The sequence below is a fragment of the Actinopolyspora alba genome, assembly GCF_900112765.1.
GTDB lineage: Bacteria > Actinomycetota > Actinomycetes > Mycobacteriales > Pseudonocardiaceae > Actinopolyspora > Actinopolyspora alba.
The window spans coordinates 277,234-290,932 of sequence record NZ_FOMZ01000003.1 but is presented as its reverse complement, the minus strand read 5'-3'; the positions used below and the strand labels follow the sequence as shown (position 1 = coordinate 290,932).

The 13,699-nt window shown below is 68.9% G+C and carries 11 protein-coding genes; 7 read left to right on the top strand and 4 right to left on the bottom strand.

The window, feature by feature from the left end; all coding sequences use genetic code 11:
* Positions 1-6 precede the first annotated feature (6 nt).
* The 4 genes from xylA (at position 7) to BM150_RS05855 (ending at position 4,102) form a co-directional block, all read left to right on the top strand.
* Positions 7-1,170, top strand: a complete 1,164-nt coding sequence (gene xylA / locus BM150_RS05870) for a xylose isomerase (protein ID WP_092924811.1) — start codon at positions 7-9, stop codon at positions 1,168-1,170.
* 184 nt (positions 1,171-1,354) lie between these two features.
* Complete coding sequence (gene xylB, locus BM150_RS05865; RefSeq protein ID WP_092925077.1) at positions 1,355-2,749, top strand: xylulokinase; 1,395 nt, start codon at positions 1,355-1,357, stop codon at positions 2,747-2,749.
* Positions 2,750-2,970: 221 nt separating this feature from the next.
* Entirely contained in the window at positions 2,971-3,486 is a 516-nt protein-coding gene (locus tag BM150_RS05860) for a gamma carbonic anhydrase family protein (RefSeq protein ID WP_092924809.1), read from the top strand.
* Positions 3,487-3,580: 94 nt separating this feature from the next.
* A complete protein-coding gene (locus BM150_RS05855; protein ID WP_092924807.1) occupies positions 3,581-4,102 on the top strand; it encodes a PaaI family thioesterase in 522 nt (173 codons plus the stop codon).
* A 73-nt stretch (positions 4,103-4,175) separates the two neighbouring features.
* Here the strand turns inward: BM150_RS05855 and BM150_RS05850 are convergent, their stop codons facing one another.
* Positions 4,176-4,976: an IclR family transcriptional regulator gene (locus tag BM150_RS05850; RefSeq protein ID WP_092925075.1), complete on the bottom strand. Its 801-nt coding sequence runs from the start codon at positions 4,974-4,976 to the stop codon at positions 4,176-4,178.
* 320 nt (positions 4,977-5,296) lie between these two features.
* On the opposite strand from BM150_RS05850, the gene BM150_RS05845 reads away from it, so the two are divergent.
* From BM150_RS05845 to BM150_RS05835, 3 genes are all read left to right on the top strand, one after another.
* Positions 5,297-6,418: a 5-methyltetrahydropteroyltriglutamate--homocysteine S-methyltransferase gene (locus BM150_RS05845; RefSeq protein WP_092924805.1), complete on the top strand. Its 1,122-nt coding sequence runs from the start codon at positions 5,297-5,299 to the stop codon at positions 6,416-6,418.
* Positions 6,419-6,768: 350 nt separating this feature from the next.
* Positions 6,769-7,971, top strand: coding sequence for a hypothetical protein (locus tag BM150_RS05840; protein ID WP_092924803.1), 1,203 nt, complete (start codon positions 6,769-6,771; stop codon positions 7,969-7,971).
* 133 nt (positions 7,972-8,104) lie between these two features.
* Positions 8,105-8,941, top strand: a complete 837-nt coding sequence (locus BM150_RS05835) for a universal stress protein (protein WP_092924801.1) — start codon at positions 8,105-8,107, stop codon at positions 8,939-8,941.
* A 110-nt stretch (positions 8,942-9,051) separates the two neighbouring features.
* Here the strand turns inward: BM150_RS05835 and BM150_RS05830 are convergent, their stop codons facing one another.
* From BM150_RS05830 to BM150_RS24880, 3 genes are all read right to left on the bottom strand, one after another.
* Positions 9,052-9,843 carry an IclR family transcriptional regulator gene (locus BM150_RS05830; RefSeq protein ID WP_245755286.1) on the bottom strand — a complete coding sequence of 264 codons (792 nt, stop codon included), beginning with the start codon at positions 9,841-9,843 and terminating at the stop codon, positions 9,052-9,054.
* Between the two features lie 335 nt (positions 9,844-10,178).
* Positions 10,179-10,814, bottom strand: coding sequence for a sarcosine oxidase subunit gamma (locus tag BM150_RS05825; RefSeq protein WP_092924797.1), 636 nt, complete (start codon positions 10,812-10,814; stop codon positions 10,179-10,181).
* Positions 10,792-13,698 (bottom strand): 2Fe-2S iron-sulfur cluster-binding protein, encoded by a 2,907-nt coding sequence (locus tag BM150_RS24880; RefSeq protein ID WP_092924795.1) that lies wholly within the window; start codon positions 13,696-13,698, stop codon positions 10,792-10,794. The genes BM150_RS05825 and BM150_RS24880 overlap by 23 nt, the downstream gene beginning before the upstream one ends.
* Between the last annotated feature and the right edge of the window lies 1 nt (position 13,699).

The following is a 13,699-nucleotide window of genomic DNA, read 5'->3' as shown; positions in this document are numbered from 1 at the left end:
CAACAAGTGAACGACTACTCACCCGCCGCGGCCGACAAGTTCTCGTTCGGACTCTGGACGGTCGGTTTCCAGGGAGCCGACCCGTTCGGAGCGCCCACCCGGCCGGAGCTGGACCCGGTGCGGGCGGTGCACCGCCTGGCGGAGCTGGGGGCCTGGGGAATCACGTTCCACGATGACGACCTGATCCCGTTCGCGGCGGACGAGTCCGAGCGGCAGCGGGTGGTCTCGCGGTTCCGCGAGGCACTGGACGAGACCGGCATGACCGTGCCGATGATCACCACCAACCTGTTCGGACACCCGGTCTTCAAGGACGGCGCCCTGACGGCCAACGACAGGGACATACGGCGGTTCGCGCTGCGCAAGATGCTGCGCAACGTCGAACTCGCCGCCGAACTCGGTGCGCGGACCTTCGTCGCCTGGGGTGGCAGGGAAGGCGCCGAGACCGACGCGGGGATCGACGCCCGGGCGGCCTTCGCCCGCTACAAGGAGGGCATCGACACGGTCTGCGAGTTCGTTCGGGACCGCGGTTACGACCTGCGGTTGGCCCTGGAGCCCAAGCCCAACGAGCCGCGTGGCGACATCCTGCTGCCGACGGTGGGGCACGTGCTCTCGTTCATCGAGCAGCTCGAACACCCCGACATGGTCGGGGTGAATCCCGAGGTCGGTCACGAGCAGATGGCCGGGCTCAACTACGTGCACGGCATAGCCCAGGCGCTGTGGGCGGGCAAACTGTTCCACCTGGATCTCAACGGCCAGCACGGCGCCAAGTTCGACCAGGACCTCCGGTTCGGTGCGGGCGACCTCAAGAGCGCGTTCTTCACGGTCGACCTGCTGGAGAACGCGGGCTACCAGGGGCCGAGGCACTTCGACTTCAAACCCTCGCGCACCGAGGACGACGAGGGCGTGTGGACCTCGGCCGCGGGGTGCATGCGCAACTACCTGATCCTGCGGGAGAGGTCGGCGGCCTTCCGCGCCGACCCGCGAGTGCGGGAGGCGCTCGAGGCGTCCCGCGTGGACGAACTCGCTCGTCCCACGCTCGCCTCCGGCGAGAAGCCCGAGGAACTGCTCAGTTCCGCGGAGGGATTCGACCCTGAGGAGGCGGGTAAGCGCGCCATGCACTACGAGCGGCTGGACCAGCTGGCGTTGGAGCACCTGATGGGGCTGAGCTGACTCCGCACGCCCCGCCGCCGCGGGGCGACTGCCACCACGGCAGGCACCACTCGTGTCGAGCGCGTGTGTCGCGAGCACACGCGCTCGACGCGTGTCGTCACGTACGAAAACCAACGAGATCCGAGCGCGCCCGTGAGGTGCTCTCCTGGTCACCGCGAAAGGAGTCGTCGTGTTCGTTCTGGGGATGGATTCCTCCACCCAGTCCACGAAGGCGCTGGTCGTCGACGCCGAGGACGGCAGCGTCGTCGCCGAGGGCAGGGCCTCCCACTCACCGCACTCCGAGATAGCTCCGGAGGTGTGGTGGCGGGCGTGCGGCGAGGCCGTGCGGCAGGCGGTCGATGCCGCCCCCGGCCCCGTCGAAGCCGTGGCCGTGGCCGGACAGCAACACGGCATGGTCGCGCTCGACTCCGCGGGCACGGTGCTGCGGGACGCACTGCTGTGGAACGACACCCGCTCGGCACCGCAGGCACGACGGCTGACCGAGCGACACGGCGCCGCCGAGCTGGCCGAACGCACCGGGCTGGTTCCGGTGGCGAGTTTCACGCTCACCAAACTCGCCTGGCTCGCCGAGAACGAGCCGGAGAACGCGGCACGGCTGGACCGGGTGTTGCTGCCGCACGACTGGCTGACCTGGCGGCTGTCCGGCGGTCCGGATCGTGCCGTCACCGATCGCGGGGACGCCTCGGGAACCGGCTACTTCTCCCCCGCTTCGGGGGAATGGCTGCCGGAACTGTGCCGGGAGGTGCTGTCCGACCGTGCCCCTCGATTGCCCGAAGTGCTCCCACCGCGCGAACCAGCCGGGGAGGTCACCGAGCTCGAGGAGCTGCGCGGGGCGACCCTGGGGCCGGGCACCGGCGACAACATGGCCGCGGCGCTCGGGCTCGGCATCGAACCCGGTGATGTGGTCGTCTCCGTCGGAACCTCGGGTACCGCCTTCGCGGTGACCGAGCAGCCGTGCGGCGACCCGACGGGAACGGTGGCCGGATTCTGCGACGCGACCGGCCGCTACCTCCCGCTGATCGCGACGCTGAACGCGGCCCGGGTGCTCGACTCGACGGCCAACGCGCTCGGCACCGACCTCGCCGGGTTGGACGAACTCGCGCTGCGGGCCGAGCCCGGTGCCGAGGGGCTGACGCTGCTGCCCTACCTCGACGGCGAGCGCACCCCCAACCTGCCCGAGGCCACGGGCACGCTGACCGGGATGCGCACCGGCAATCTGACCCCGGAGAACATGGCACGCGCGGCCGTGGAGGGAATGCTCTGCGGACTCGCGGACGGGATCGACGCGCTGCGGAACGTGGGAGTGACCGTGCGGCGGGTGCTGCTGATCGGGGGCGCCGCGGAGTCGGCCGCGGTGCGCGCGATCGCTCCGACGCTGTTCGGAGTGGACGTGCAGGTACCGGAGGCGGCGGAGTACGTCGCCCTCGGCGCCGCCAGGCAGGCCGCGTGGGTGGCCAGCGGGACCGACCAACCCCCGAAGTGGCCGCTGCGCTGCGAATCGTACGAGGCCCGGGACGTGGCTCGCGGAGAGAAGATCCGCGAGAAGTACCGCGATGCCGCACAGCGGGTGTACGGCTAGTTGTGGGTGCTTGAACCGCTCGGTGGGAAACGGTGCTCCGCCGAGCGGTCGCGGGCCGTCCGTCCGAGACGCGTTCTCGCTCAGGCGGATTCACCGAACGGTTCCGTACTCGCTCGGGACTGGTTTTCCACGTAATCGGTGACTCGACGACGGGCAGTACCGTCGTCGGTTACCGGTGTGTAGGTTGGCGCGGAAACATCGGCGTCCGCCACGGAGGAAGCATGCACGCGATCGAGCTGAACGGGACGGCTCCCACCGTCCGGCAGGGGGCCTGGGTCGCCCCGACCGCCACACTGGCCGGTGATGTGACCCTCGCCGAGGAGGCGAGCGTCTGGTACGCCTCGGTGGTGCGGGCCGACTGCGACAGCATCTCGATCGGGCACCGCAGCAATCTCCAGGACGGCTGCGTGGCGCACGCCGACCCCGGAATCCCGGTGAGCATCGGCGAGCACGTCTCGGTCGGTCACCGTGCCGTGCTGCACGGCTGCACCGTCGAGGACAACGTGCTGGTGGGCATGAGCGCGACCGTGCTCAACGGAGCGCGCATCGGTTCCGGCAGCATCATCGCGGCGGGAACGGTGATCCTGGAGGGCACCGAGATCCCGCCGAACTCGCTGGTGGCGGGCGTACCGGGCAAGGTGCGGCGCGAGACAACCGGCGAGGAGCGGGAGCTCATCACGGCCAACGCCCAGCACTACCTCACGTTGAAGAACCAGCACTCCCAGGCCACGAGCTGAACGCCCGGACCGGAACCGGCGTGTCCCCCGATGTGCCGTGGCCGCACTCACACGCCGGTTCCCCTCGGCGAAACCGGATGTAGCGTTGGCGCCCATGAACCATGCGAGCGCAACCGGATACGACTGGGGCGAGCCGCGCACCAAAACCGTCACCTGGTACGACCCGTCCACGGGCGCCGAGGCGGCCACCACGATGTCCGGACTGGACTACCTCTCGGCGATGCGCCGCGGCGAACTGCCACCCCCGCCGATCAGCGCGCTGTTCGGTGACATGCGGATCAGCAGCGTGGCCGAGGGCGAGGTGGAGTTCAGCTGCGTTCCCGACGAGTCGGCCTACAACCCGATCGGCATGGTGCACGGCGGGCTGGCCTGCACCCTGCTCGACTCGGTGACCGGCTGTGCCGTGCACAGCACGCTTCCCGCCGGGAGCGGCTACAGTTCGGCCGAGATCAAGGTCAGCTACCTGCGCGCCATCCACCTCGACACCGGAGAACTCCACGCCCTCGGCAGGGTGACCAAACCGGGACGACAGGTGGCGTTCGCGGAGGGCGAGATCCGGGACTCGACGGGCAAACTGCTGGCCACGGCCTCGAGCACCTGTGCCGTTTTCGGCTGATCCCTGGCCCGGTCGGGCTCGAACATCCGGTCAGCGACAGCGGCAACCACCACATCGGCCCGTCGGGAACCGTTCAGCCCGCCACCGTCTCCCCGATGGAATCCGGTGCCGAGGTCAGCGCGCGGGAGATTCCGCGAGCTGCCATCCGCACGGCCGGTGCCAGCGAGCTCGGCCGGACGCTGCCGAACCGCAGCACCACCGAAAGGGCCGCGACCACCGCACCGGAGCCGTCGAAGACGGGCGCTGCCACCGACAGGGCATCGGAGGTCACCTGGCGGTCGCTGACCGCGAACCCGTCCCTGCGAACGTCTGCCAGCACCCTTCGCACCCGCTCCGGGTCGGTCAGCGTGCGGGAGGTGAAGCGGTGCAGCGGCGCCGCCAACACGCGTTGGCGGACCTCGGGAGGAGCGTGCGCGAGCAGCACCAAGCCCACACCGGTCGGCGGCATCGGAAACCTGCCACCGATTCTGGTCCGCACGCCCACCGAGGCGCGCCCGGCGAGCCGTTCCACGAACACGACCTCGTCGTCGGCCCGAACCCCCAACTGCACGTTCTCCCTGGTGAACTCGTAGAGATCCTCCATGTAGGGCAGCGCCACCTCGCGCAGTCCGGGCCCTCGTGGGGCCAGCGCTGCGATCTCGAACAACGCGAGCCCGACCCGGTAGCGACGATCGGAACCGCGCTCCAGAACTCCCCGCTCGGTGAGCTCACCGACCAGCCGGTGCACCGTGGTCATGGCCAGCCCCGATCGGTGCGCGATCTCGCTGAGCGTCAATTCCGCTCTGCCTGACCTGAAGGCCGACAGCAGCATGAACAGCTTCCCGGTAACGGAACGGTCGTCGCGTCCGACAGCTCCGCCCTTGGTGGGTGGCATACCACGCTCCCTGTAGTCGGCTCCCTGCACTCGGTTCGAGCGCGACGAGACCGTCGCCCTCACGGACTCTTGGGTACCACCGCCCCCGAGTCAACCCACCGGGGCTTTCGTCGGGGGATCACCGTGCGCCCCGGAATCGAACATCCTTCCGAGGATCATCCGGATCACTGCGCCACGAAACCGGGTTTTCCGTTCAACGGAAACGGAATCCGGTCAATCCCGGCTGCCGTCACCTCCGTCGAAGCCGGAACAGCTGCGCAGCGAGTTCTCCCCTCCTCTGAACCAACAAGTTCCACAAGAGGTGCCCTACTGTCACGGTCATGACGCGACGTTCTTTCCCGCCCTACCGGGCCGACCACGTGGGCAGCCTGCTGCGCCCCTCGTACCTGCACTCGGCACGCGAGAGGTTCGCGGCGGGCGAGCTGTCCGCCGAGGCACTGCGCGAAACCGAGGACCGCGCGGTGCGCGAGGTGGTGGCCATGCAGGAGGACATCGGGCTTTCCACCGCGACCGACGGTGAGTTCCGCCGCTCCACGTGGCACATGGACTTCATCTACAAGTTGGACGGCATCAACGCCAGCGACTCCACGATGTCCGTGCGGTTCCACAACGAAGCGGGCGACATCGAGTTCGCTCCCTCGGCCACCCGGATCGACGGGAGGATCCGACTCGGGGAACCGATCTTCGGCGAGGACTTCGCCTACCTGGCCGGTCAGGTCAGCACCGCCACCCCCAAACTGACGATGCCCTCTCCGAGCATGGTTCACTACCGGGGCGGCCCCGCGGCGATCAGTCCGGAGGTGTACCCGGACATCGAGGGGTTCTGGGACGATCTCTCGGCCGCCTACGCCGACCAGATCCGGGCCATGGGCGCCAGGGGGTGCAAGTACCTCCAGCTCGACGACACCAGTCTGGCCTACCTCAACGATCCGGCCCAACGCGCCCAGCTGGCCGAGCGCGGCGACGACGCCGAGCACCAACACCTGCGCAACATCAAGCAGATGAACGCGGCGCTCGCGGCTCGTCCGGCCGACATGGCGGTGACCACGCACATGTGCCGGGGCAACTTCCGCTCCTCGTGGGTGGCCGAGGGCGGCTACGAGTTCGTCGCCGAGGCGGTGTTCAACGAGCTCGACGTGGACGGCTTCTTCCTGGAGTTCGACGACGAACGTTCGGGAGGGTTCGCCCCACTTCGCTTCGTCCCCGACGACAAAGTGGTCGTACTCGGACTGGTCACCACCAAACGCGGCGAGTTGGAGTCCAAGGACGCGCTGAAGCGGCGGATCGAGGAGGCCACCCGCTACATCGACATCGATCAGCTCTGCCTCTCGCCGCAGTGCGGATTCGCCTCGACCGAGGAGGGCAACGCGCTGGACATCGAACAGCAGGCGGCCAAACTGCGGCTGATCGTCGAAACCGCCCGTGAGGTGTGGGGCGACTGAACCGGAGACTCCCGCGGAGCGGCGAACCCCGGTGCGTGCCGGTGCGCGGCGAACCGTCGTCACGAATCCATCGGCCCTCCGGGACGCTTCCCACCGGATGCCGCGGGAACGATCCCGCCATCGCGCGGATGCTCCATTCGAGCGAACTCGATCAACGGCGGTACCTCGATGCCGGGTGCAACCGGTAGGCACGGACGTGAGCGCGCGATCCGGCCAGCCGGTCGGCACCGACGACCACCGTAACCGCCCGAGTAATGGACTCCGCGGCGGCGGCACGACGCCGGTCACCGGCGACACCGGAGCTCGCGCGCCCGTATCGGCGCAGTCGACCTCGGCGAGGGGGCTCGGTGATGACCGGTGAGGAAAAGGCACTGCTCGGCGCGCTCGGTGTCGTGGCCGCGATCGTCCCGTTGGTGCTGGGGCTGGCCGCGGGGTGGCCGGCATGGCTGTGGCTGCCGCTGGCGCTGGCGCTGGCGGCGGCCCCACAGCCGCTGGGCAGACGGATCAGCAGGCAGCGCGAGGAACAACGCATCCGCGAGGAGATGCGGCAACAACAGGAACAGCGGCAGCAGCAACAACCCGAGCAGACACCCTCCACCCATCCTTCGCACCAGGTCGAGGGCCTGTGGGTGCCCACGCAGCATCCGGAGTACCGGCTGCTGTTGTCGGCCACGGTGCACTGGATTCCGGCTCCCGGAGCAGCGGGCCCCTCCCCGGAACGACAGCAGGCCATCGCGGTGGACGCGGTCTATCGACGTGCCTGCGCGGTGACCGCGGAGACCGGCGCGCTGGATCACGGGATCACCACTCATCGGCTGCGGGACGCGCTGGGGACGATGCGACAGGATCCGGCCGGGCACCTGGGGGCTTGGGCGCAGGACGTGTCGCTGACGTTGCGGGATACCGACGAACAGCGGCTGCGCGCACTCGGCGATATCGCCAAGGACGAGGAAATACGGCAGCGCAGGCGCGACGGGGAACGCGGTTTCCGCGAGTACCTGACCAACGACGCGCTCAAGGACACCGCCAACGCGGTGGTGTGGTGGCTCGCGCAGGAGGACGTGTCCAGGCAACGGCTGGAGGAGGCGGTGGGGTTGGTAGACACACTGTCCCAGCTCTCGGCGCTGGCCCACAGCCCGGAGGAGGCCGCGCGGCACGGTGCGGCACCGGCGCAGTGGGTGCCCGCCACCGGTTTCTTCGCCTCGGACACCGCTGTCAACGGCACCGGGTTCGCGCGCCAGGCCTTCGCGTCGGACGGGGAAACGGCACCGCCGGAGATCTCGGGAATCGACGAACGACAGGACCCCGCGAGCATTCGTGTGCTGTTCGCCAAACACATGATCGAGGCGAGCCATCACGAGGACGACGAACAGCGACCGCTCTTCGCACGTCGACTGGCTGATGTGCTCGACGCGCACGAGATGTCGCGGGAGGCCGCCGAGATCCGAGCGGAGTACGCGGGTGGCGGTGGTGAACCGGAGAACTCCGAGCAGAACACCACGGTGATCACCGGGGACGAACTGGAGCGACACCGGTCGCAGCGGGGTCAGTAGCCGGATCGCCGTCGGCGACCGGTTCCGGTGACGTTCGGCCCTTGCCGCTCCCCTCGGGGTGACAACAGTCTGACCGGTAAGCATTCCTCCCCTCTCCGTGGGGAGATCGGTTCGTCACGAGCGGAGCGAGAAAATGTTGTCACCGGACCAACAACACATCGTGGTAGGCGTCGACGGATCGACAACCGCGCTGCAAGCGGCGCTGTGGGCATCCGAGGAATGCGTCCGCACCGATTCCGCACTGTGTCTGGTGATGGTCGACGAGGACGAGGCACTCCAGTACTACGCGGCCCGCACGGTCGAGGAAGTGGCGGCGCGCTGCCGGACACTGCGACCGGAACTGTGCGTGGTTACCAGGGTGTCGCTGGGGCATCCGGTGGAATGTCTGATCCGGGAGTCCCGCAACGCGCGCGAACTCGTGCTCGGCGGGCTCGGTGGAAATCCGCTCGGCTCGGTAAGCGCCGCCGTGGCCGGGCGAGCGCACTGTCCCGTGGTGCTGACCAACGGCGCGAGCGGTTCGTGGAACGGTCCCGTTGTGGTCGGGGTCGACGAGGCCGCTGACAACGCTCCCCTGCTGCAGTACGCCTTCGAGGCGGCGACCGCACGCGACGATCCGCGACTCGAAATCGTGCGGTCCTGGCACGAGTCCGACAACGGGGATTCCTCGCGAACACCGCTCTTTCCGCGCGACGGGGAGAGCCCGCGACAGGCACTGGAGCGATCGCTGGCCGAACGCTCGGACGGCTGGGCCGAGAAGTACCCGGAAGTACGAGTCAGCCGAAGCGTGCGGATCGGTCAACCGGTTCCGGTACTCACGAGGACCGGTGAGAACGCCGCGCTGCTGATCGTGGGCCGCGGGGACGACGGAAACCTCGCCCGAAACGGCCAGGGCTCCACGATCATCGGACTGAGCCGCCACGCGAACCGCCCGGTGGCGGTGGTGCCGCTACGATCGCCGTCCGGCACGTAAACCGGATGATCGCTCCCCGGGCGCGGCACCGGCCGCACCACAGCACCCCGGGAGAAGCGCGGGGCGCCGGGTGGGTCGCACGCGGATCGAGTCGGCCCGGTGCGGAGTGATCAGGTTTCGAGATACCCGAGCTGGGCCGAGAGCTCCTTGGAAGCCACCGTCATCGCGTCGACGAGCTCACGCATCCTTCTGCGGGAGAAGCGGTAGGACGGCCCGGAAGCACTCAGCGCGGCGATGACACCGCCGTTGTGGTTGTACACGGCGACCGCCGCCGCGTTCAGCCCCAGTTCCAGCTCCTCGTAACTGGTCGCGTAACCATCGCGTTCGATGGCCTGGAACTCCTTGCGGAGCTCCTCGGAATCGGTGATGGTTCGCGCCGTGTAGCGCTGCAGTTCCTCACCGAGCAGATCCTCGCGATCCTCGTTCGGGGCGTGCGCGAACAGCACCTTGCCGCTCGAAGTGGCATGCAGCGGTGTCCGCTGCCCCACCCAGTTGTGCGCGGTGACGGAGGCCGTGCCGCGCGCCTGGCTGATGTTGATCGCCACGTCGTGATCCCGGATGGCGATGTTGACGGTCTCACCCAGCTCGGCGGCGAGCGAGTCGCAGTACGGTGCGCCGAGGCGTGGCAGGTCCATCCGCTCGGTGGCGGCTCCGGCGAGCCGGACCACTCCGAAGCCGATGACGTACTTTCCCCTGTCCTTGAGCTGTTCCACCAGGCCGCGTGTTTCCAACACACTGACCAGCCTCGACGCGGTGGACTTGTGCACGCCCAGTTCCCCGGCGATCTCGGTTATGCCAACCTCGCCGTTGCGTGCCACGAGCTCCAGGATCGTCACGGCACGGTCCACCGACTGGACCAACGCCCCCGATCCCCTGCCTCGTGTGTCCGCTGATTCACTCACGACTCAACCGTATCCGTCCGGGGACAATTGCCGGAACCAACCGTCCTCGTCGGTCCACCGCCCGACTTTCCCGGCAGTCGCCCGACAAACCGCGCGCGGTTCCGTCATACGCAACATAGCGCTCGCCCTGTGGCGAACCCGGCGGCACCGGCGAGTTCACCGGCTGCGACACCACCATGCGGCCGGACCCGCTTCCACCTCGGAATCGGCCCTACCTCGTGTTCACAGTATCGCAGACCGTAACAGCCGGGAAGCCCGCGAAGTGTCCGGACGACTACCGAGAGCTATTGGAATCGGCGAAATCGGCGGGACGTGAACACTCCGGGTCACTGCCGTCAACCGTCGAGAAACTCGGCCATGGCGTCCAACAGCAGGTCCGCGAGGTACTCGGCGAAGGAACAGCGGACCATGACGCGGTAGCCGGGTTCGCGGTCCAGCTGCCACAGCACCACGACGACCCGTCCCAGCAGGGTCTGTACGCAGTCACCGGGCCCGAACGCACGGGGATGCAGATCGACCGAGCACAGTTTCTCCAGCACCTCACGGGCCATCGGCCCGGAAAGACGCAGTGTGGTGCGATTGGCAGAGACGTCCACCACGGAGCCGGAACCGCCCCGCTGTGCTTCCCGGACGGTACGCAGCAGACTTTCGGCACGCCCGTCCGGTGCCACGATCAACGACTCGTCGGGCCCCAACCAAAGCACCGCGTCGTGCTCGTCACCGGTGGCCCTGTTGGCAGCGGGCAGTGGGAGCCCCAAGGCCTCGGCCACCGAAGCCGCGGAGGAACCGCCCGGTGGGGTCCGGAGGTCGAGCTGCGTGAGGAACGGTTCCTCGCGCAACCGAACTCCGCGAGCACCGGACGCGCTGCGACGTTCGAACTCGGCGGCACGGTGTTCCAGCGGACTGTGCCGCTGCGCCGTGGCGACATCGGTCGTGGCGGTTTCGGATTCAACCTTTTGCGGGACCGTCACGTCGGACTCCTTCCGGGTCGTAGAACACGGGGCTGGTGATCTCCACCTCGACGTCACGACCGTCGAGCGGAACGCACACCACGTCTCCGAGGCGTTGCTGTCCCCGGCTGATCAGACCGAGCGCGAAGGTTCGTTCGAGAGCGGCACTGTGGTAGCTCGAGGTGACGTGTCCCAGCATCGGCACGGGCGGCTGCCTCGACACGTCGGGCTCGACCAGGTGGGATCCCTCCGGCAGCAGTGTCGTGGTGTCGGTGGGCAACAGTCCGACCAGCTGTTTGCGGTCCTCACGCACCAGATCGGGACGGCTCAGCGAACGCTTGCCGATGAAGTCCTTCTGCTTGGAGACGGCCCAGTCCATCCCCAGGTCCACCGGGGTGACCGTTCCGTCGGTGTCCTGCCCGACGATCACGAACCCCTTCTCGGCGCGCAGCACGTGCATCGTCTCGGTTCCGTAGGGGGTGATGCTCAGATCGGCTCCGGCCGTCACGGTGGCTTCCCACAGCGCCTGTCCGTACCAGCGGGGGACGTTGACCTCGAAGGCGAGCTCCCCCGAGAACGAGACCCGGGAGATCCTGGCGGGAATCCCACCGGTGAGCACCGTCTCGTGGAACCGCATGAACCCGAAGGAGTCGGCCGACACGTCGAGGTCGGGGGCGAGCCGGCCCACTACCGTGCGGGAGTCCGGGCCGACCACCGCGACCGCAGCCCACTGCTCGGTGACCGAGGTGCAGTAGACGTCCAGTTCGGGCCACTCGGTCTGCAACCACTCCTCGAGCCAGTCCAGCACCTTCGCCGCACCACCGGTGGTGGTGCTCATCAGGTAGCGGTCCTCGGCCAACCGCATCGAGACGCCGTCGTCGAGCACCATCCCGTCCGCACCGCACATCATCCCGTACCGGGCCTTGCCGACCGCCAGCTTCGCGAACCCGTTGGTGTAGATCCGGTCGAGGAACACCGGCGCGTCCGGCCCCACGATCTCGATGCGCCCGAGCGTGCTGACGTCCTGGACGGCCACTCCGGTACGTGCGGCCGCGCATTCGCGCAGCACGGCCGCGTGCATGTCCTCGTCACCGCGCGGGTAGTAGCGGGCACGTTTCCACTGGCCCACGTCCTCGAAGACCGCGCCCGCCTCGACGTGCTGACGGTGCATCGGTGTGGTGCGCACCGGATCGTAGAGTTCCCCCCTGGTGCGTCCGGCGAACAGCGCGAGCGGCACCGGCGTGTAGGGCGGGCGGAAGGTGGTGGTTCCCACCTCACCGGGGGAGTTCGCCGAGAGAATCTCCGCCAGGACCCCGACCGCGTTGACACCGGACCCCTTCCCCTGGTCCAGGCCGGTCGAGATGGTGGTGTAGCGCTTGACGTGCTGCACCGAACGCATCCCGGTCTCGGTGGCGCGGTACATGTCGGCCACCGTGGCGTCGCGTTGCAGGTCCACGAAGTGCTCGGTGCACCGCTCTGGAGGGCGCGATTCGTCGGGAACCAGCCATATCGGCCGCGGCCTGCTGCCCTGGCGGTCGCCGTCGACCTGCGGCACGGGAGGCGGGGCGGTGCGGAACCCGCTGAGCGTGGCGGCTTCCGCCCCGGCCGCGAATCCCTGCGCGAGACATCCCGCGAGATCATAGGTCCCTCGTGCCGAGCCCACCACTTTCGCGGAACTCCCACCGGCCAGCCGCGGCACGAAGCCGGCCACCACGGGGTCCCAACGCACCGCTCCCCCGCTCTGGGCGAACAGCTGAACCGCCGGATTCCAGCCACCGCTGACCGCCAACAGCTCGCAGGAGAACTCGCTGCTCCAGCCCGTGAGCGAACCGTCGGCGTCGAGCCCACGCACCCGCACACCGGATATGCGGTGCTGCCCGGTGGTGGCGACCACCGCCGCCGAGGTCACCACGTGGGCACCGGCGGCACGGACCTGTTCGACCAACCGTGCGGACGGCTCGGGCCGGGTGTCCACGATGGCCGGAACACGGGCTCCCGCGCCGAGCAGGTCGAGCGCGGTGCTGTACGCGCTGTCCGAAGTGGTGAAGACGACGGCCTCACGGCCGGGCAGCACGGCGTAGCGGTTGAGATAGGACCGGACCGCCGAGGCCAGCATCACGCCGGGGCGGTCGTTGTCGGCGAACACCACGGGGCGTTCGTGCGCTCCGGTGGCGAGCACCACCTGCTTCGCCCTGACGTGCCAGAGTCGCTGCCGGCTCATCGAGGGCGGCGGGGCGGCCATGTGGTCCGTACGACTTTCGGCCACGAGCAGGTAGTTGTGGTCGTAGTACCCGAGTGCCGAGGAGCGGGTCAGCACCCGGACCTGTTCGTTCTCCGCGAGTTCGCGCGCGGCACGCCCGATCCATTCGGTCGCCGGATGTCCGGCGATGTCGGCCTGGCCGTCCAGCAGCATGCCGCCGAGCTCGCGGTGCTGGTCGACGAGGATCACCCGAGCGCCACCTCGCGCGGCCGTCAGGCTCGCCGCTATCCCGGCGGGACCGGCTCCCACCACGACGACGTCGGTGTGCACGAACTTCTTGTCGTAACCGGCGGTGTCGCGCTGTTGGCTCAACCACCCGACGCCGGACAGTGTCTCGGCACGCAGCCCTTCCCGGAGTTCGATCTCGGTGGCGGGCAGCATGGGTTCCGGACAGTCGCCGTCGAGCAGCTGGACCAGCGCGTTGGGTTCGGTGCAGTCGGCACTGAGCACACCCCTCGGACGTCCCAGCTGGATCGAGGGGGCCACCTCGATGTCGCCGTGGGCCAGCATGGCCGAGGCCAACGTGTCGCCGGCCCTGCCACGGACCTCACGTCCGTCCACGGTGGCGTTCAACGTGCGGGTGCGGTCGATACGCCCCGCGCGGACCGATGCGTTCACACGGTTGGGGTTCGACGAACTCGTCATG